Raw genomic sequence first — 19141 nt, 5'->3', positions numbered from 1 at the left:
GCCCTTCCAACTATTCTGCTGCTGAAGCTCCAGAAACAACGGCTTTATCCTCATAAATTCCGGTTAATTTGCGTTTGAATTCGTCGGTAATCAGCCGGGCATCCTGCCGGGTGCCGACCACGCGCGGGGTAATCAATACCACTAATTCAGTTTTATTCCTTTTTTTAGTGGTGCTGCCAAACAACGGCCCGATTACCGGCAATTCATGCAAAAAAGGAATGCCGGATTTATTATAGGTGTCGTCATCCTTAATCAGTCCGCCCAACACAATAGTCTCGCCACTTTGCACCGCAACGGAACTGGTAATTTCCCGAGTTGCTATCGTGGGCGAGTCAATTCGGCTGCCACTACCCTGTTCTTTAACGTTCTCGACACTTTGTTCGATTTCCATAATGACTAAACCATTGGCGTTTACTCTGGGCTTAACCGTTAATTTCACCCCGGTTTTACGCTGTTGTATGGAACTGGTTTGCAGAAGATTATTGACATTGATAGGGTCGCTTGTTGTGGGAATGGCGGATGATTGGGAGGTTCTGATAGGCACTTCGTCACCGACTTGGATATTGGCCTCCTGATTGTTCAACACCATCAACGACGGCGAGGAAATCACGTTAACATTGCCATCGGTAGCTTCGGCACTTAATAAGGCCTTAATAGCACCCGAGTTTTGCAACAAACTCAGCCCGCCTGTTGCAGAGGCCGCAGCAGCTGTAATGGCAAGATCACTGAGTTTTGCTCCAGATGAGCCACTGCCAATACTGGTATTGCCTTCTTTAAGAAACCACTGGATTCCGTATACCAGGTTATCCGTTAGTGTCACCTCGGCTATGGTCGCATCAATCAACACCTGCAACGGCATCGAATCCAGTTGTTTGATAACCGGCCTGATCACTTCATACTCCTGAGCGGTGGCGACAATAATGACCGAGTTATTGGCTTCATCGGCGATTATTCTGACCTCGCCGACATCAGATACCTTAGCGTCTCCGGTTTCGGTATTACCGGCGCTTGTTTTTTTGGTATCCGTTTGTTTTTTTGTGGTTATTTCAACCGCTTTTGTTCCCGGTGCAACTTTCGCCGATTTATCCTTTTTTTGCGCACCGGCAAAAATTTCATTTAAGGTATCTGCCAGTTCCACGGCATCAACATGCTGAACCTTATAGACATTAACACCACCGCCGGAAGCGGTATTGGCACGATCCAGCCTGAGGACCCAGCTTTCAATATCCTTTAAATACCGCGCCTGATGAGTGATCGCCATGACCGCATTCAAACGTTCGATAGGAATAAAGCGAAAAAATTCAGTCTCATCCCCTTTGGCTTTTTTGTTAAACACCTCTTCCAATTCTTTAATAATGGTTTCCGCATCAACATGCGTCAACGGAAACAGACCGAAAGACCGCCCCTTCAACACATCGATATCAAAGGTGCTGACCATATCCATGACCCGCGCCAGTTCATCCGGAGTGCCGGAAGCGATCATGATATTGCGGGCGCCATCAACATTGAGTATGGTCTTTTCCTGCACCAGCGGTTTGATCACATCGATAAGGTCTTGTACCGCGACATTTCTGATCGGGATAACCCTGACTTGAAAGCCCGTCCTGCCGGCCGCACCGGGAGCTGCAAAACTGGAGCTGTACAGGGCTTCGCTATCAGGTTCGATATGGTAAATACTGGCGTCCTTAATCAGCACCGCATTATTCATGCGCAACAGCATTTCAAGCGTAGGGATTAGCTCGTCTTTACTTAGGGGGTCGGTGGTTTGCAAAGTGACTTTGCCTGCCACTTTGGGGCTGAGCACATAGTTCTGCCCCAGTATGTCGCTTAAGATAACTTTGGCCACTTCGCCAAGATCCGCTTCATCAAAATTCAGGCTGTAGGTGCCTTCGCCGCCTCGTTTTGTGTTTCTATGCTGCAGGGTCGTGTCCGGTACAAACCGGTTGGTACCGGGAAACAATTCAGGCTTGGCCTGCGCTGTTTCAGTAACCGATGCTTTGTTTTGCAGCTCTTTATAAATCACATCGGTTTGCTCGGTTTTCACCGGCGTCAATGGTAATTTAGCGACCTGCTTCGGGCCGAGTAATTCACAACTTGATAGTGTTAAACCCATGATCACGAAGCAAGATGCTGTTGATATTTTTTTTACATTAGTCATTATTCTTGATTCTCGGGTGAGCTTTCGTTGGTATTTTCAGCAGGTTCAGGCGCAACGGGTGGAGTAGAAAAAGGCGACGGAGCAGGAGCAGGTGTAGCCGGTATTGCACCATTTATCCTTTGTGGCAGTGCTTTTAATTTTGGTTTTCGAAGCAGCAGTTCTTTCTCTTTATCGCCTTGTTTGAGCATAGCTCTGTCCTTATTTATTTCGGTCAGTTTCCATCCGTCAACCTCGTCTCCTACGGTTATTTTTCGAAAGTTGTCTTTGGCAACTCTTGCTTTAGACCGGCTAAAGAGTCCCGATACGTTTTTTTGAGTACCGTAAACGCCGGTCAGCTCCCAATCAAAACTTCCCGATTTAGCGGCCGCTTGCTCTGCCTCGGAACTCGGCTCATCGACAGGTTTTCTGCCTTTAATAAATAACGGCCTGGCAACCAGGTCGACATAACTGTCTTCCGGCAGTTTTGCCAGTTCTATTACGGGCAACTCATCTGTTTTATAATCTTGCGGTTTTTCCGAGCTTATTGACGTTAACAAACGGTGCCGCATATAGCTTGCATACAACCACTCCCCGACAATGATCAAGCACAAGCTGATGCAGGCAGATACCAGCAATTTTATGAGTTTTGTATTCATTACGATTGCTTTCTCATAAAACTAACGGCCTGAAAATTTATATTTAATTCGTTACTCGGTTCAATCTGTCGCGTTATCCTGCTTCTTACGCCGCGCATCGGCCTTATATCTAGCTGATTAATAATAATCAGCGGGGTTGATGTTTCTATCTTGTACAGTACCGCCCGCAACATTTCGCTATTGCCCGTCATTCTTACGCTGACGGTTATCCGGTTAAATTCATTTTTGGTGCTGACAGGTAGCGCCTGGGTGCTGCTCAATTGTCCGCCTGCCTCCACAATGGTTTTTTTAATGAACTCCTGAACCTCGGCAGAGGCTAAAGCGCCGGTACCCTGCCTGTTCAAAAGCCCGCGCTGTTGATACTGCTCTTTTATCGCATTCATGTTTGCAATGACGGCATCTTTTCCTGCCAAGATCCGCTCATATTGCTGTAGCCTGAAAACAAGATTATTTTTGGACTCGCGCAGCTCCAAACCTTTGTTAACCACCGGCACAATAACAACCAAACCGACTATCAGTATTGCTGCAACCAACAGGCCTGCTGCTAACCATCGCTGCATTTGCTGACTACTGATCTTGTTCACTTGCGCCTCCCGTTCGACTGTGTGGGTGCAGTCGCAGTCGCAATTGCAGGGCTAACGTCAACGGTAATCTGGAACCGCTCCTGCTTGCTGATTTTATCCTGCGTGACCGGTGAGACGAACCGGGCATTGACAAACAATTCAGAGTCTTCCAGAACACCGATCAATGCTGAAGCCGCCGGAGACTCGCCCTGTATTTGCAGATTCCCCTCCGAGTATTGCGCATAGGACAACCAGGTATCGTCTTTTATGATCGCGCTTAAGCTATTCAACATATCGACGACCGTCGGAGCCGCACTTTTCTCTGCTATCAATAGTCGTGTTTCGTCTATCATCGCATCGATCTCCAGCTGCAAAGCCTTAACCTCCTTGGCATCTTTTTCTAGGGTATCGATTTTTTCCTGCAACGCGTTGACTGTCCGATATTCAAACCAGACCGGCAACACCAGCACTGCAGCCAACAGTAAAAATACCGCCGCACTCAGCGCCGTATAAATCAGGCGCGGTGTATTTGCGGTTTTTTCCCGTAGATGTTCAGGTAATAAATTATAGGCATCATAGCGCTGCTCAAGATCATTTGGCGTGGCTTCATAATCAACGAATAACGGTGACATGCCCATGGTCTTGATGTCTTCATACAACGCGTCAAGCGTTTCTCGGGGCGTTAACACCAGCATGACTCGGATTTGCCCCGGTTCATGCTCAGCTTCCAGCTGCTTAACCGAAAAATAAACCTGTTCCGCCTTAAACGGAGTGTAGCGATCAAGTTCATAGGTGACAACCTGGGATAGATCTTCTTTAACCGCAGCAGGCAGGACAAGCTCCTTTTGAATAGCTTCTTGCCCCGTTAGCCGGAGTATTAAATCCGTTTTAGCCAGTCTTCCATCTTTGGCCAGCAAGGCTTTATATTGCGCTATACCCGATGCGTTGCGCTCCAGTATTGCCAAAGGCTCGATTTGTCCGTCAGCCGCGCCAGTTCCCGACTGGCTTGCGGCATACCCACCTTCCCTGGCGGTAACATAAGTCAGCGCTAACCGATTGTCTTCGGGACGAACGATAATGCAACCCTGCTTCTCATTAACCAGCTGCCTGATTTTTTCAGGCACCAGAAAGTCAAGTTCGCGCAGCCACCAGCGGAAGAACTTTTTAACATCCAGATTAATTGTTGAATTCAGGTTCGCCATACTGTCCCACTAGTAAATCATCTTTTTCGTCTGTAAATAATGAACCATCGCCATCGGCATTGCGCTGCCATTTTAAAACCTGAAAAGGTGTCGACACCTGACTATCCGATTTTTTTATCAGCGCCTTGATGACGGCCGTTGTACCATCATTCAACCGTGCTTCGGTAACAACCGTAATCGCACCTTTTTGTTCTGCCCCGTCATTAACCGCTGTTACCGGCAGGCTCTGACCCGTTTGCCCGGATGCCATACCTAAATTAGAGGCTAACGGAACTGCCGGGGCCGGTAAGCGGTTTATCGCGTTTTCCCGCCTGGCTGCAATATAACCCTCTATTAACCCGGAATCTACTTCCGGTAACACCTGCAAAACGTCTTTGGCCGCCAGAGTCAAATCAACCTTAGCCTGTCCCGAGTCGACCGTGACCAAACTTTCAAGCCAATGGTAGACCTGTTCATTCATGCCCAATACCAGCTGTAATTCCTCAATGGACTGAAACGGCTGGTTGCGAGGCTGGTAACTTAATCCCGCCTCTTTATATTCTTTTTTCTCCGCGCCCTCTATGCGCACCAGATCATCCTCATCACGCCAATCGAGAATCGAATTGACCAGCTTGGTTTGTGCCTCAGTCTCCACCGGTGCGTAAGCTATAAGCCCTTGCAGCAGTATCTGATCCGCTCTGTTTATATCCACCTTACCGGTCTCAGCTAACAACCGGATTCTGACTGCAGACTCTGCATAATCAATTTGGTAAATACTGCCGTCGGTATGCCAGCGTTGACGCTGATCGGGATTCAATAACATCAGCTCGGCAATCGCCAGCCCCGATTCTGCAACAGCCATAGCCTGAGCATTAGTACGGCTGCCAGTCACAATAGCCGCCTCCCGCCGCATACTCAGAGCAAAACTCCCGGCCATGATAGTTAACAGGCTCAACACCCATAAAACCAGAACCAGGGCGAAGCCCTTTTGCCTGATCAATTGCTATCCGGTGACGATACGGCACCATTTGCCGTATCGGTTTCAGCGCCTGCGCCTGCCACTTTAAGCGCGATGATCATGTCCGGCCAATAAATGCCATTGTCAGTATTGATGCTGATTTTGACCAATCGGGGTTGAACGTCTTTTTCCAGCCATTCATCCTGCCAAGCCCCTTCGCCTGAATCATCAACACCAAAATAAGCCAACTCGAAATCGTTGATATGTTTTAATAAAACCACCTCTTCTTGATGCCATTCTTCACCCTCAGCCACCGGATAAAACGGCGTTAACGTCACCTTAATATCCTGCTCGCCATCTTGTTGCTGAGTTTCTATCGAAAACAGCTGCATACCTGTTCTCCTGGCACTTGCGGGAAAAGCCGAGACAAACTGCAAGGACTGTTTTTTACCCTGGAAAGAGAACGTTTTATCCTTGTTTTCAGTCGCTGCGCCAGTTCCGGATTGGCTTGCGGCATTCGTATCATCCCTGGCGACCGCCGCACCAGCTCCCGGCCGGCTTACGGCATACCCACCATCCCTAGCGGTAAAATCGTCCCATAAAGGAATGGCCGAGGATAAATGCCGCTGAAAAAAATTATAAACGACTGCGGCTTCATTCACTTCGGCTATCTTGCTTTCTCCTTGCTCCCAACTTTTGGCGCAAATACTCAAGCTGCTGAACAATAACACCACCATGATACTTAATAGCGTCATGGCGATTAAAACTTCAATCAGCGTAAAACCGGCCGCGGCTTTCAGTCTTGATGCGCCAATGAGAACAGGGTACTTCGCCCTTCGCCCTTTGCCTTTCGCTTGGCTTTTGCCGCTCATGACGTTTTATTAACCAGTTTTAAGGTGATGAGTTCAACCTGCCTGCCATCAACGCGGGCATTATTATCACCCCAGCTTACTGTAACCTTAATCTTAAAAAGCTCTGCCGCCAGGGTCGTGACATCCACATTCTCAGCCATGAATTGAAATGGACTGACCGACACCCGCCAATGATATTTTTCATTTTCCAGCCCGGTAGCTTCGCTTGGTTTCAAAGGCGCTTCTACACCGGTTTTGGCCATTAACGCTTCGGCAATTTGCACGGCGGCGGTATATTCCTCGGCAACAGCGGCAGTATTCACACCGGCAGAAAATATTTTCAGCAAAATGCCGAGTGCAAGCGCCAGGATTGAAAACGCAATCAGGATTTCCAGTAAAGAAAAGCCGCTTTGTTTATTTGCTTTCAAGCTCAATTTGCCCGGTTAGCCAGTTTATATCGATTTTCCACGATGTCTGTCCTCGTTCCAGCGTGATTCTTCCTCCGGTTGAGGAGCCATCGGCAAAAAAACGAATGCTCGCCGAGCCTTCACCGCTTAATTCGGCTTGCCCAGTGACCACAGTAATATCGATAGTCTCGGGTATTTTATACAGTTTACTCTTACCGCTGACAGTGTAATTTTTGTTGCTAAGATCCATAGCCACTGTGGTTTCTTCGCGGGTCATTAAAGCCTGTCCTCGGGCATAGCGTAAGGCTGAAACCATATCCCTTGCCGCCGCCCTGATTTCTGTAGAGTCACTGCCTGACGACAGATTAAGACCGATGACGGAAAAACCCAGTACCACGACAAAAAGGACTACGACCAGCTCCAGCAGAGTAAAGCCGTGCTGCGCATGGCTTTTTGCCTTGTACCTTTCGCCTTTCGTCTTATCAATCACTCCCAACTAGCAATATCCTGATCTTCGCCTTCGCCACCTTCCTTGCCATCCGCCCCTAAGGTATACAAATCGAATTTTCCGTGCTCGCCGGGAGCCACATAACGATATTCCTGTTGCCATGGATCCAACGGCATTTTGGATTTACGCAAATAAGGGCCATTCCAGCGGTTAGCCTTATCGGGTGATTCAATCAAGGCCATCAAGCCTTGCTCGGAAGTCGGATAGCTACCCAAGTCCAGTTTATACATATCCAGAGCGGCCGCCAGATCTTCAATTTGCACCCTTGCCGCTTTGGTTTTGGATTCGCCCATATGCTTCATGACCTGCGGCCCGACTATCCCGGCCAACATCGCAATAATGCCTAACACGACCAATAACTCAAGTAAGGTAAATCCGCGCTGATGCGGCGAGCCGACATTATTCGCCTTTCGTTTTTCGCCTTTCGCCTTGAATCTTAATAACTGTTTCATGATGTTTTCCTAGTTTTAAAAAGCCAAATCATTAACGCTCAGGATAGCCAGCAAAATCGACACAATGATGCCCGCAATCATCAAGCCTAAGGTAATGATCAAAGCCGGTTCCAGCAATGCCAGCATCCGCTGTATTGACACCCTGAGCTGTTTATCGTAAATAGTCGCCACACGCAACAACATTTCTTCCAGGCGTCCGGTTTCTTCGCCCATTTTTATCATTTGCATGGCCATTTTGGGAAATATGCCTTTCTCCAGCAAAGCATCCGACATATTTTTACCCTGCTTTAACTGCTCCTCGGTATCTTGAATAGCCGCCGCCAAAACCAGATTGTCTACCGTTTCACGCACGATAACCAAAGCCGCCAGTATCGAAACGCCATTACCCAATAAAGTGCCCAGTGTACGACTGATGTTGGCGGTTTCCTTATGCAAAATAATCGTCCCGGCCAGCGGCAGTTTCAAAAAACGGCCATCCCAAACCTTCTTTTTGACCGGATCGGCCAGCTGAAGATTCATATATCCGGTAATCAAGACAATGCCTAAAGTCAGTATCCACCAATAGCTTTGCAACCAGTTTGCCAGTCCCACTACAATCTGGGTCGATACCGGCAACGCCTTGCCCGCGCTTTCAAACATTTCGGAAAACTGCGGCACCACAAAGGTCAGCATCACAAAAAGCGAAGCCAGCGACATAATCAATAAAATGGCCGGGTAGATCATCGCGGTGCTGACCGTTTCTTTTAATTCCCGAGAGCGCTCCAGATATTCGGACAAGCGCGTCAATACTTCGCCCAGACTGCCGCCCGCCTCACCGGCGCGGATCATGTTCAGATAAAACTTGCTGAAAATACCGGACTGTTTTTCCAGTGCATCGGCCAGCGTAGATCCGCCTTTTACTTTATCCAGAACCCGACCGATCAACTTGCTCACCCGCTCATTGTCTTCAGTCAAGTCGATCAACACCAGCAGGGATTTATCCAACGGCAGGCCGGATTCCAGCAAGGTGGCCAATTCGCCGGTGAACAAGGCGATGTCTTTTTGCGATAATTTGGACTGCTTTATGCCCAGCCTTAAACCCAGAAACGATTTGGCGCTGGCTGGCACGACGCGAATAGGGATATAGCCTTCCGTCTGCAAAGTCGCAATCAACTGCTGTTCATCAACCGCGTCCCTGACGCCCTCTTCGGTTTCGCCCAGACTATTAACGGCTTTATAGGCAAATAACATTAGGTTTCCGACGTGACCCGCAGCACCTCTTCCAAAGAGGTAATGCCTTGCAGGGCTTTAATCAGGCCGTTTTCATACATCGTGGTCATCCCTTCTTCAATAGCAAGTCGCTGAATAGCGCCGGCTTCTTCATGCGCCATAATCAATTTACGCAGAGGATCGGTCATTTGCAAAAACTCAATAATCGCCAACCGTCCACGGTAACCCAAGCCCCCGCAAGACGCGCAGCCAACCGGTTTGTATAAGACAATATCGCCCGCCGCGCCAGTTCCCGACTGGCTTGCGGCATAGACATCATCCCTGGCAATATCCGGCGTAAACCGTCTTAACCTCATGCCATCGATAATGTCCGGGGTCGGCGTATAGCGCTGCTTGCACTCAGGACACAGCTTTCTTACCAGACGTTGCGCCAAAATGCCGTTGACGGTGGACGTGAGCAGATATTCTTCAAGACCCATGTCCAGCAATCGGGTGACGCCGCCGGCGGCGTCGTTGGTATGCAGCGTCGACAACACCAAATGTCCGGTTAATGCAGATTGCACAGCGATTCTTGCCGTTTCCAGATCGCGCATTTCACCAATCATGATCACATCGGGATCCTGGCGCACGATAGAACGCAACGCCGACGCAAAGGTCAGGCCTATTTGCGGTTTTGCCTGAATCTGATTGACTCCGTCCATCTGGTATTCGACCGGATCTTCAACGGTAATGATTTTTCGCTCGGAGGTGTTGAGCTGTTTTAACGCGGCATACATCGTGGTAGATTTTCCGCTTCCGGTCGGACCGGTAATCAGGATAATGCCGTGCGGCTGAGCCAGTACATTGATAAACTGCTGTAAATGTTTTCCGGAAAAACCCAGCGCGGCAAAATCCAGCACGGTATTTTCCTTGTCCAGCAAGCGGATCACCACGCTTTCGCCATACATGGTCGGTATCGTCGAAACCCGCAAATCCAGCTCTTTACCTAACATTTGCACCTTGATGCGGCCATCCTGCGGCAAACGGCGTTCGGCGATGTTGAGCTTGGCCATGATCTTGATACGTGAAATCACTGCTGCGGTCGATTTAACCGAAGGCGCATTGATGTCCTTCAACACGCCGTCGACGCGTAACCTGACTTTTAGCGATTGCTCGAAGGGCTCAATATGAATGTCCGAGGCCCGGGTTTCAATCGCCCGCTGCATGATCAGATTGACCATTTTGATCACCGGCGCTTCGCTGGCCAGGTCTTTTAAATGCTCCAGGTCTTCTTCGCCCAAATCATCGACAGTCAGATCGTCAACGAGTTTATCCATTTGCGACCGGCCTTCGCCATACTGCACTTCCAGCGCCGCATCGATTTCCGAAAGCAGGCCGACTTTGGGGATGATGTTTTTTCCGGTCGCCAGCTTTAACGCATCAATCACAAACCGGTCTTCGGGGTCCATCAGCGCAACGGTAATATCGTCATTTTGACTCAAACCGATGACATGGTAGTTTTTTAAAAACCGTAGCGGCACCGTTTCCGGCAGTTGCACTTCCAGCGGATACTGCTCCGGCGTAATTTTTTCAAACCGGCCCGATTCAACAAAAGCGTCAGCCACATCCAACTCCGAACACAAGCCAAGCTTAACCAGCAACTGCGGCACAGTTTCCGAAACCGACGTCTTTTGCACGCGCTCAACTTTTTTCAATTCTGCAACAGAAAGTTTATGCTTATCCTGCAAAACGCTTAGCAACGATTCATATGCCATTTTTTCAAAAAAACCGGTTGATAGTGTAGTGAGTGTCTGTAGGTTAGAGCGTTCAACTTATTCAATCAATAAGTGCTATCACTTATCAGATGACTCTGTTGTTTAGCCAAACATTTTATATTAACAAAGCCCCCAGTATTTTTTAATTCCAATCGATTTTCTTGGGATCAAGATTTTCTGCTTTTCAGTTGGGCTGTGTTGTTGTGGCGCTAAAATACTGTTTTTTGCTGAAAACAACCCTAAAAAATTTTCCTACTCGATAGTTGCCTGCAACATTGATGTTCTTAATCGAATAGTCCATTTATACAGATTGACGATTAAACCCGGCTTAAACACATTGATGACACCAAAAAACCGTAGTTTACCCTTTTATTTACAATCCCAATAACAACTTCGCCTGCGTAACAATGACCTGTTCATCAATGTCCTTAATCGAATAATCCTGCTTGTTGAGCTTATACGGATTGACGATAGACGCAGACTTGACCACTTTATTCATGTCAGTTTGATAAACCCGGCTGACCGGGGTCGGGCCGAAAATGGTGATTGACGGTCGATTTAGCCCCCAAGCCATATGGGTCGGTCCGGTGTCGTTGCCGATCACTAAATCGGCCTTGGCTATCAGCGCTTTCAGGCTGTTCAAATCCAGCTTGGGCATGACTTTGATCCGGTCGGATTGCGTCGCCATCCACTCTGCTGCGGCTTTTTCCTGATCGCTGCCCCAGACGACCAGGCAGTTTTGCTGCAAGGCCTCGGCGATTTTTACAAACCTGGCGGCCGGATAATTGCGGCTGTCCCAGGTTGAACCTATCACCAGCACGATATTAAGCCGGTCTTTTAACAGGAAATCGTATATTTGCGGATCTTCGTTGCTGAAAAACAAAAACGGCTGTTTGTTCAGGATTTGCTCGGTGCTGATATTTATTCCTAAGGGACTGGACAATATCAACGCATTTCTGTCGAGGGTATTGGCATCGTAAGCGCAGGCCACTTTGACATCGTAAAACCAGGATGCGGCTTTTTCCCTGATCGAATCGGCATCGAATCCGGCGATGCGCTTTCCTATAATCTTGGCGGTAACCGCCGATTTAATCAGTCCCTGGGCATCGATAACCAGATCATAGTTGTTGCTTGCATAGCTGCGCATTTTTTTAAGCTGCTGAAAAATTCCGGCCTTGTTGGTTTTTAAAGCTTTCAGGTTAACCGTTAAAACGTTATCGATGTCGGGATTGTATTTTAAAACGTCGGCGAAGCGTTGTTCAACAATCCAGTCGATCTGAATTTCCGGGGAATGCGCTTTGATATACTGAAGAGCTACCATCGCATGAACGATGTCTCCCAGAGCAGAGAGTTTTACGATCGCAATTTTCATAAAAACATTTTAACTTTGGGCCGTAGGGGCGATCCGGCAGGTCGCCCTTGTGCAAACATTGATTGTAAAAGGGCGACCTGCCGGATCGCCCCTACATTGCCCCCTACGATAACTTAACCGTCAATGGCATCAAGCACCTGCTCAGGCCTGATGCCGGTCAAACATTGGGTATGGCCTAACGGGCAATCACGCTTGAAGCAGGGAGCGCAATCGAGATCCAACGAGACAATCTTGGCCTTGGCATTCAGCGGCGGCGTAAATCCCGGGTCCGACGAGCCGTAAATGGCGATGATTTTTTTGTCCAACGCGGCGGCGACATGCATCAGGCCCGAATCATTGCTGACCACGGTATTGGCCAGGGACATCAAATCGACCGCCTCGGCTAGCGATGTCTTGCCGGTGAAGTCGGTACAAAATCCCGAAGTTTCCCGGTTGATTTGTGCGGCGTCGGCTTTATCCTTATCGGAACCGAACAGCCAGACCTGCCAGCCCTGGTCGATTTTATGCCGGGCGACTTCGGCGTAATACTCGATCGGCCAGCGCTTTGCCGGGCCATATTCGGCGCCAGGGCATAGAGCAAGAATTTTTATCGCCAAGGAGGGTGTGTATGCCGTAAGTCTGTCGGGAACAGACTCGGCGGCTGATGGTGTTAATTTGAATTTATCGATGACCGCCTGTTGCCGGTCTTTGCTGATTGTTAGCGCAGGCTTTGGGCACACCGGCGGCATAGGGACATCAACAGACTGGCCCAAGGCAACAAACCGCTGCACGGTCATAGTCAGCCGGTTTTTATCCAGCTTTCTGGCATCGTTAAGCAGACCCCAACGACATTCGCCGATATAACCGGTACGAACCGGAATATTGGCAAAAAACGGCGGGATTGCGGATTTCCAGGAGTTCGGCAGCAATATGGCCTGATCGTAGCCTTCCGAGCGTAAGCTCAAACCCAGCTTGATGCGCGCCATCAAGCCGAGCTTACCGCGCGGCAAAGGCATCGCGATGGCATTGCTTACTTCGGGCATTCTTTTCAGCAGCGACAAGGTCCATGACGGTGCCAGCACGTCAATTCGGCAATCGGGGTGGGTATTTTTCAGGGCGATAAACAGGCTTTGCGCCATCACCATATCGCCGACCCAGGAGGGGCCGACGACTAGGATTTTTTTTGTGCCTTTGGGGGAATTTGTATTTACGCTAGTCATTTCGCCGTCATTCCGGCAGGTATTAGAAACAGATCAAAAAGTGTCTTCATGTAGCTAAAAACGATTAGCGAAATCTGAAGTTACCCCATCCATGGCAACTGGATCCCGGCACAAATCTGCCTGGAACAGATTTGCATTAATCCGAAGGACGCCAGGCAGGATAGCCTGACGTGATTCCCTGCCGGGATGACGCGTTGTTGAAATACCGACGCCTTGCTTTTTCACAACGAAGATCACAAAGAAAGAAACATAAAACTTCGTGTCCTCGGCAATTGCTCCTGCATTGCTCTACCTCCTGCATCCATGCAGTCGTTCGTGTCTTCGTGGTTAAATTTTTTAAATCCTTTAAGCAACGTAAGTCAACCAGTCGGCATGATCGTCCCGGCGTCCATGCACATAGTCGAAATACAACGACTGCAATTGCTCGGTGATCGGCCCCCGACTGCCGGAACCTATGGTGCGATTATCCAACTCCCTGATCGGCGTCACTTCAGCCGCAGAACCGGTGAAGAAGGCTTCATCGGCAATGTAAATCTCGTCGCGGGTAATGCGCTTTTCAATCACTTCATAGCCTTGCTCTCTGGCAACCGTCATCACCGTATCGCGGGTAATGCCTTCCAATGCGGAGGTGGTTTCAGGCGTGTAAATTTTGCCGTTGCGCACGATAAACAGGTTTTCGGCGCTGCCTTCCGCCGCAAAGCCTTCATGATCCAGCATCAATGCTTCATCGTAACCATTGGCGCGCGCTTCTTGTAACGCCAGAATGGAGTTGATGTAATTGCCGTTGGCTTTGGCTTTGCACATGGTGCTGTTGTGATGGTTGCGGGTATAAGACGACGTGCGTATGCGGATGCCTTGTTCGATGCTGTCCGCGCCCAAATACGCGCCCCAAGACCATGCGGCAACCATCACATGCACTTTCAGGTTATCGGCCCTCAAACCCATGCCTTCGGAGCCTAAAAAACACATGCTGCGGATATAGGCGCTATCCAGGTTGTTCTTGGCGACCGCATCGCGCTGAACTTGATTCAGCTCATCTTTACCATAAGGCATTTTCATGTTCATGATATGCGCAGAACGGAACAGGCGATCCGTATGGTCCTGCATCTTGAAAATCGCCGTGCCTTTTTCCGCGTGATAGGCTCTTATGCCTTCAAACACCCCCAAACCATAGTGCAAGGTATGCGTCAATACATGGACTTTAGCTTCGCGCCACTCAACCCACTTTCCATCCAGCCAAATAACGCCGTCTCTGTCGTCCATCGTCATCATTGTTTCTCCAATATTAAGTTTATTTATTGTAGGGGCGATCTGCCGGATCGCCCCTACTCCATGTATTCATGCCAAATCTGCTCGACTTGAGCGCTTATTTTGGCCACTTCGACCTCGGCGATAACCGCCTTATCCCCTTGTAAAACCTGTTTATGACCGAAATCCCGATAAGTACAGTAAGCATTTTTAAGTGTTTCCGCATCGGCTTGGGACATAAAACCCTGCTGTTGCAAGCCTTCCAGCAATCTGACATTGTCGGTGTAGGTCGTTAACGCTACATTAAAAGCTGCCTGATCTAAAACACCAAATTGTACTATAAACTCAATATCAGCAATACCGCCTTTGCTTTGTTTAAGGTCAAACTGGTTTTTATTGGCCGCCAAAGTCTCGCGCATTTTTTCGCGCATCTCGCGGACTTCTTTTTTTAAGCTTTCAGTATCCCGAGGCAAACTCAAAACCCGGCTGCGAATAGCCTCGTACCGAGCTTTCAATTGCGGATCACCGGCAACAAACCGGCCTCTAACCAGCGCCTGTAATTCCCAAGTCCAAGCCTGATTTTTCAGATAGTCCTCATAGCCGTTAATATGACTGACCAGCAAGCCGGAGTCGCCATTAGGGCGCAAGCGCATATCCACTTCGTAAAGTACGCCTGACAACATTTTGGTATCCAGAATATGTCGGGCTTTCAAGCCCAACCGACCGTAAAACTGGGCGCAGGAAATCGGCTTATAGCCGTCAGTCATCGCATTGCCGTCCTGGCAATCGTACAAAAATACCAGGTCCAGATCGGAACCGTAGCCCAACTCGATACCGCCCAATTTGCCGAAACCGATGACCGCAAAGCCTATGGAAGCATTATCGGCATATCGCCGGGGATGGTGTGTATGCCGCAAGCCAGTTGGGAACTGGCCCGGCGTGGGCGGCAAACCGTGCTTGTCGGTCAGCATCAGCCACGCACGTTCAACAACATGATCCACTATGCTTTCGGCGATATAGGTCAGATAGTCGCTGACCACCATCAGCGGAATGACGCCCATAATATCGGCGGCGGCCACTCTTAGCACATTCAGTTGTTTAAACTGGCGCAGCACCACCATCAGCTGTTCCAAATCCTGTATCTCAATTTGAGCCAGCAAAATATCAAGCTGTTGATCAAGATCGGCTTTTTTTAGCGGCTCGTAAAGAGAGCGAGTATCGAGCAATTCATCGAATAACACCGGATACTGCGCTAAATAAGCGCAAATCCACGGACTGGCCGACGACAGCTTGATCAATTGAGACAGCGCATTCGAATTTTCAGACAATAATGATAAATACACATTCCGCCCCGCTACCGCCTCAAACAAAACCAGTATCCGCAACAAGGTCTCATCCGAGTTATCAACCTGCTGCACGGCTTCTATTAATTGCGGCATCAACCGATCCAGCACGCCCGCACCTTTGGTCGTCATTCTTCTCACGGCGGCGGAATTTTTAAAGTCTTTAATCGCGGCGAGTATGCTGCCGGTGTCTTGAATGCCGCATTCTTTTAGATGCCCCATCAACTCCGACTCATCCGCCACGCAAGCCCAAATTATTCCCGTTCGTGATGAGCCTGTCGAACCATCCTGTTTTGATAGCGAAAAAACGTGGTCGAAGACTTCGTGCACCTGCACTCTTACCTTCTCCAGATCCTGCTTAAAGCTGGTCCAGTCGGAATAATCCAGCGAATACGCCAAACTCTGTTGCACTAAAGGGTCTGACGGCAAATCGTGGGTTTGAAGGTCTTGATATTGCTGGATATGGTTTTCCACCCGGCGCAGAAAACGGTATGACTGTTTTAATTGATCGGCATCGGGTTGCGCCAATAACTCCAGCTCGCCCAGCAGTTGCAAAACATCCAGAATACCGGGTGTTTGCAAGGCTTTTTCATTGCCGCCGCGTATCAGCTGAAAAGCTTGGCCGATAAATTCGATTTCGCGGATGCCGCCCGGCCCCAGCTTGATATTTTCCATGCGGTCTTTGCGCCGCAACTCCTGGGTGATTTGCGCCTTTAACGAGCGCAATTCTTCGAACGCGCCGTAATCGAGATAACGCCGATACACAAAAGGCCTGAACATGGCCATCAGTTGTGCGCCAACGGTAAAGTCGCCCGCGACCTGACGCACTTTGATCATCGCATAACGCTCCCATTCCCTGGCCTGGGTCTGGTAATAGTTTTCCATACCGTCAAAGGTCATGATGATAGGACCGCTGTCGCCATAAGGCCGCAAGCGTATATCGGTGCGAAATACAAAACCGTCTACGGTGCTCTCATCCAGAACTTTAACCAGGCTGCGGCATAGCTTGGTAAAAAACTCGCCATAGGTGGTTTCTTTCCTGTCCGGCAACACGCCGTCTTCAGCGTAGGCAAAAATCAGGTCGATGTCGGAAGAATAATTCAATTCGTAAGCGCCCAATTTGCCCATGCCCAGCACCACGATCTGTTGAGGCGTGCCGTCGGCTAATAATGGAGTGCCTCGCAGCTCGCAGGCCTCCTGATAAAGAAAATCGAGCGCATATTGAATGCAGGCATCGGCTAGATGCGATAAATCGGTTAGCGTTTCCGATAATTCGGCCCAACCGGCCAAATCCCGCCACGCTATCCTGACCATTTCCCTGCGCCGAAAGTCGCGCAGTTTGATCATTAACCACGCCTGCTCCCGGCAGGCTTGCGGCATACACACCATCCCTGGCGATAACTCGGCTTGTGACTCGACAGGCGATGGCGCTAATTTTTCGACATAACTGTTTTTGCCATAGATAGCCGACAAATCGCCGGAATTAACCAGATCGACCAGCAACTCAGGCTTGCGGATGCAGCTCTCGGCAATAAACCGACTGGAACACCAAACCTTGGCAATCGATGCGTTAAACTCAGGCGTTTGCGTAAAATTAAGCTTAAGCTCCTTAACCCGTTCATCCCATTTCGTCAGCGAATCGATGACCGTTGCGGTTAACTGATCCGGTAGCGAAGCACATTCGGCTTCAAGATTTTTAATAAAAGACATGGGCGAAAATCATCAATGTTTCAATCCACACCCGACCTCATCCATCGAGTGACACCCGCCGACAGATAGAGGTCGGCGGATTGTTCCTCCCCGTAAACGAGGAGATTGCCAAAAAGGATAACGATGCGGGTGCCTCTTTGTCAATCCCAAATAATCCCCCTGAAACGAGAGCCTTCAGACCAGCAATGAAATTTGATCAACGACGAAGATGGGTAGAACGCTTCTTGATAAAATGATAAAGTTTGAATAATCTTAATTAAACTATTTACGAAATCTTATGAAAACGTCCGCATTGACAAAAAAAAACTTTATTACTGCATTGATCAGCATGATTATCGCCTTATCAATTACCGGTTGCTCGGATGATAAAGAAAAAACACTAGCCGCGAAACCTGAGACGACTACCGCAGTACATAATCCATTCGATCATTCCCACGACACCCCAGTGACCGATATACAAAAACATAAATTTGAGCATGATTTTGCCAAGCAATGCGTACAAAGAGAACTGAAACATTCATCTAATAAAGAGACTGATGCTGCGCAATATACTCAGCCTTGCCTGTGTATCGCCACATTTTTGATGAAAGATTTGACCGCGGAAGAAGCTGAAAAATTCATCGGCGAGCATAAAAATGCCCAGTCTTTAGTTATCAAGTATGAAAATGCGGCTTATCATTGCCTGCAACAGAATACACATCCTAAAGGACCTGACTTTTCCAGGGCACCTCAGGTTAATTGATTAGTAGGCAAGACCGATTTCCCGGAATAAGCTTGTTCGAGCGACAGCGAGAACAGGCGTTTCCGGCAATACCCATCGACTTATTTCGGCCTACCCAAGTCAGCAACCGTAATAACCGTCTTTTCAGCCAGTTCTTTTAGAATCTGTAAGCCGCCTGCCATAATCATTTCAGGATTGGGATGATGCATTTCTTCGGCAACCTGCTTTAGGCAATCCGTCACTAATACCTGTTCATGCTCCTGAATTATTTCCAGCAATCGGTAAGTGATCGGGGTGATTTCTATAAAATTAACCTCGTCATCCGGATTGCGATAAACGACCAGAAACGTAGCTTGTTCCGGCGCGGCTTCAGGTAAAAAATCGGGCGATATTTTGTGCACCGGATATTGATAAGCTAGCGGCCAAGCCAAAGGCGACAGCCGGATGCGCAAATTTTGCAGGTTATCCGGGTTCTGGTGATAGGCGGGTACGGTTTTCTTGGCGATGGATAAGGCCATTTCCACCCATTCGTAATGCGCCAGTTCCAGCATAAACGGAAAATCATTCGAACTATCCCGCTCGTTTTGCAGGTAATCCAAAAACTCTTCCGGTATTTTTGAAAAATGCGGCGATTGACAGGCATGCTTGGCAAAAAAATCCTGCCCTAGCTGAAACCATTGTTGGTCATCCAATATTGCCTGCAACACCGGAAAATTAGCCGACAAAAAACTGTCGATATTATTAAAAAACAGCTCACGATACATCGCTATGCGCTGTGGCTGAACATCGGCAGGCGGCGGATTGTTTTCAGGATCCCGGATATAGGCTGCAAACTCCAGCTGTTTAGCTTTAAAGTCGACGCTCATAGGGCC

General features: G+C 48.8%; 17 protein-coding genes. 1 reads left to right on the top strand and 16 read right to left on the bottom strand.

The window, feature by feature from the left end; translation table 11 throughout:
• Positions 1 to 10 precede the first annotated feature (10 nt).
• The 15 genes from gspD to glnE form a co-directional block, all read right to left on the bottom strand.
• The gene (gene gspD / locus ABXJ76_RS00195) at positions 11 to 2158 is read right to left on the bottom strand and encodes a type II secretion system secretin GspD (protein ID WP_432743022.1); all 2148 of its coding nucleotides are present in this window, start codon (positions 2156 to 2158) and stop codon (positions 11 to 13) included.
• Positions 2158 to 2793 (bottom strand): hypothetical protein, encoded by a 636-nt coding sequence (locus ABXJ76_RS00190; protein ID WP_432743021.1) that lies wholly within the window; start codon positions 2791 to 2793, stop codon positions 2158 to 2160. The genes gspD and ABXJ76_RS00190 overlap by 1 nt, the downstream gene beginning before the upstream one ends.
• Positions 2793 to 3377, bottom strand: a complete 585-nt coding sequence (gspM, locus tag ABXJ76_RS00185) for a type II secretion system protein GspM (RefSeq protein WP_432743020.1) — start codon at positions 3375 to 3377, stop codon at positions 2793 to 2795. The genes ABXJ76_RS00190 and gspM overlap by 1 nt, the downstream gene beginning before the upstream one ends.
• Entirely contained in the window at positions 3374 to 4558 is a 1185-nt protein-coding gene (locus ABXJ76_RS00180) for a PilN domain-containing protein (RefSeq protein WP_432743018.1), read from the bottom strand. The genes gspM and ABXJ76_RS00180 overlap by 4 nt, the downstream gene beginning before the upstream one ends.
• Positions 4533 to 5537, bottom strand: coding sequence for a general secretion pathway protein GspK (locus ABXJ76_RS00175; protein ID WP_432743016.1), 1005 nt, complete (start codon positions 5535 to 5537; stop codon positions 4533 to 4535). The genes ABXJ76_RS00180 and ABXJ76_RS00175 overlap by 26 nt, the downstream gene beginning before the upstream one ends.
• Positions 5534 to 6367, bottom strand: coding sequence for a prepilin-type N-terminal cleavage/methylation domain-containing protein (locus tag ABXJ76_RS00170; RefSeq protein ID WP_432743015.1), 834 nt, complete (start codon positions 6365 to 6367; stop codon positions 5534 to 5536). Before ABXJ76_RS00170 ends, ABXJ76_RS00175 begins: the two co-directional genes overlap by 4 nt.
• Positions 6364 to 6774 carry a type IV pilus modification PilV family protein gene (locus tag ABXJ76_RS00165; RefSeq protein ID WP_432743013.1) on the bottom strand — a complete coding sequence of 137 codons (411 nt, stop codon included), beginning with the start codon at positions 6772 to 6774 and terminating at the stop codon, positions 6364 to 6366. The genes ABXJ76_RS00170 and ABXJ76_RS00165 overlap by 4 nt, the downstream gene beginning before the upstream one ends.
• Positions 6761 to 7249: a GspH/FimT family protein gene (locus tag ABXJ76_RS00160; protein WP_432743011.1), complete on the bottom strand. Its 489-nt coding sequence runs from the start codon at positions 7247 to 7249 to the stop codon at positions 6761 to 6763. The genes ABXJ76_RS00165 and ABXJ76_RS00160 overlap by 14 nt, the downstream gene beginning before the upstream one ends.
• Positions 7240 to 7713 carry a type II secretion system major pseudopilin GspG gene (gene gspG / locus ABXJ76_RS00155; RefSeq protein WP_432743010.1) on the bottom strand — a complete coding sequence of 158 codons (474 nt, stop codon included), beginning with the start codon at positions 7711 to 7713 and terminating at the stop codon, positions 7240 to 7242. Before gspG ends, ABXJ76_RS00160 begins: the two co-directional genes overlap by 10 nt.
• Positions 7714 to 7728: 15 nt before the next feature.
• The gene (locus tag ABXJ76_RS00150; protein ID WP_432743009.1) at positions 7729 to 8943 is read right to left on the bottom strand and encodes a type II secretion system F family protein; all 1215 of its coding nucleotides are present in this window, start codon (positions 8941 to 8943) and stop codon (positions 7729 to 7731) included.
• Positions 8943 to 10676, bottom strand: a complete 1734-nt coding sequence (gspE, locus tag ABXJ76_RS00145) for a type II secretion system ATPase GspE (RefSeq protein ID WP_432743008.1) — start codon at positions 10674 to 10676, stop codon at positions 8943 to 8945. Before gspE ends, ABXJ76_RS00150 begins: the two co-directional genes overlap by 1 nt.
• A 373-nt stretch (positions 10677 to 11049) precedes the next feature.
• Complete coding sequence (waaC, locus tag ABXJ76_RS00140; RefSeq protein WP_432743007.1) at positions 11050 to 12048, bottom strand: lipopolysaccharide heptosyltransferase I; 999 nt, start codon at positions 12046 to 12048, stop codon at positions 11050 to 11052.
• 113 nt (positions 12049 to 12161) lie between these two features.
• Entirely contained in the window at positions 12162 to 13247 is a 1086-nt protein-coding gene (gene waaF, locus ABXJ76_RS00135; protein ID WP_432743006.1) for a lipopolysaccharide heptosyltransferase II, read from the bottom strand.
• Positions 13248 to 13592: 345 nt separating this feature from the next.
• The gene (locus tag ABXJ76_RS00130) at positions 13593 to 14516 is read right to left on the bottom strand and encodes a branched-chain amino acid transaminase (protein WP_432746581.1); all 924 of its coding nucleotides are present in this window, start codon (positions 14514 to 14516) and stop codon (positions 13593 to 13595) included.
• 56 nt (positions 14517 to 14572) lie between these two features.
• Complete coding sequence (gene glnE / locus ABXJ76_RS00125) at positions 14573 to 17548, bottom strand: bifunctional [glutamate--ammonia ligase]-adenylyl-L-tyrosine phosphorylase/[glutamate--ammonia-ligase] adenylyltransferase (RefSeq protein WP_432743004.1); 2976 nt, start codon at positions 17546 to 17548, stop codon at positions 14573 to 14575.
• A 277-nt stretch (positions 17549 to 17825) separates the two neighbouring features.
• Here glnE and ABXJ76_RS00120 point away from each other — a divergent pair, with 277 nt between their 5' ends.
• Entirely contained in the window at positions 17826 to 18290 is a 465-nt protein-coding gene (locus tag ABXJ76_RS00120; RefSeq protein ID WP_432743003.1) for a hypothetical protein, read from the top strand.
• An 80-nt stretch (positions 18291 to 18370) separates the two neighbouring features.
• Here ABXJ76_RS00120 and ABXJ76_RS00115 read toward each other — a convergent pair whose 3' ends face one another.
• Positions 18371 to 19135 carry an HvfC family RiPP maturation protein gene (locus ABXJ76_RS00115; RefSeq protein ID WP_432743001.1) on the bottom strand — a complete coding sequence of 255 codons (765 nt, stop codon included), beginning with the start codon at positions 19133 to 19135 and terminating at the stop codon, positions 18371 to 18373.
• Between the last annotated feature and the right edge of the window lie 6 nt (positions 19136 to 19141).

It is taken from the genome of Methylobacter arcticus (genome assembly GCF_050917435.1).
In the GTDB taxonomy this organism is placed as follows: Bacteria; Pseudomonadota; Gammaproteobacteria; order Methylococcales; family Methylomonadaceae; genus Methylobacter_A; species Methylobacter_A titanis.
The sequence above is the reverse complement of the archived record's forward strand: the minus strand, read 5'-3'. Positions and strand labels throughout refer to the sequence as shown.

Excerpts from the sequence above, each read along its gene's own strand:
- ABXJ76_RS00170 (WP_432743015.1), bottom strand. The coding sequence starts at position 6,367 with ATGAGCGGCAAAAGCCAAGCGAAAGGCAAAGGGCGAAGGGCGAAGTAC.
- gspG (WP_432743010.1), bottom strand. The coding sequence starts at position 7,713 with ATGAAACAGTTATTAAGATTCAAGGCGAAAGGCGAAAAACGAAAGGCG.
- ABXJ76_RS00190 (WP_432743021.1), bottom strand. The coding sequence starts at position 2,793 with ATGAATACAAAACTCATAAAATTGCTGGTATCTGCCTGCATCAGCTTG.
- waaF (WP_432743006.1), bottom strand. The coding sequence starts at position 13,247 with ATGACTAGCGTAAATACAAATTCCCCCAAAGGCACAAAAAAAATCCTA.
- ABXJ76_RS00120 (WP_432743003.1), top strand. The coding sequence starts at position 17,826 with ATGAAAACGTCCGCATTGACAAAAAAAAACTTTATTACTGCATTGATC.
- ABXJ76_RS00115 (WP_432743001.1), bottom strand. The coding sequence starts at position 19,135 with ATGAGCGTCGACTTTAAAGCTAAACAGCTGGAGTTTGCAGCCTATATC.
- ABXJ76_RS00130 (WP_432746581.1), bottom strand. The coding sequence starts at position 14,516 with ATGACGATGGACGACAGAGACGGCGTTATTTGGCTGGATGGAAAGTGG.
- ABXJ76_RS00150 (WP_432743009.1), bottom strand. The coding sequence starts at position 8,943 with ATGTTATTTGCCTATAAAGCCGTTAATAGTCTGGGCGAAACCGAAGAG.
- glnE (WP_432743004.1), bottom strand. The coding sequence starts at position 17,548 with ATGTCTTTTATTAAAAATCTTGAAGCCGAATGTGCTTCGCTACCGGAT.
- waaC (WP_432743007.1), bottom strand. The coding sequence starts at position 12,048 with ATGAAAATTGCGATCGTAAAACTCTCTGCTCTGGGAGACATCGTTCAT.
- gspE (WP_432743008.1), bottom strand. The coding sequence starts at position 10,676 with ATGGCATATGAATCGTTGCTAAGCGTTTTGCAGGATAAGCATAAACTT.
- gspD (WP_432743022.1), bottom strand. The coding sequence starts at position 2,158 with ATGACTAATGTAAAAAAAATATCAACAGCATCTTGCTTCGTGATCATG.
- ABXJ76_RS00180 (WP_432743018.1), bottom strand. The coding sequence starts at position 4,558 with ATGGCGAACCTGAATTCAACAATTAATCTGGATGTTAAAAAGTTCTTC.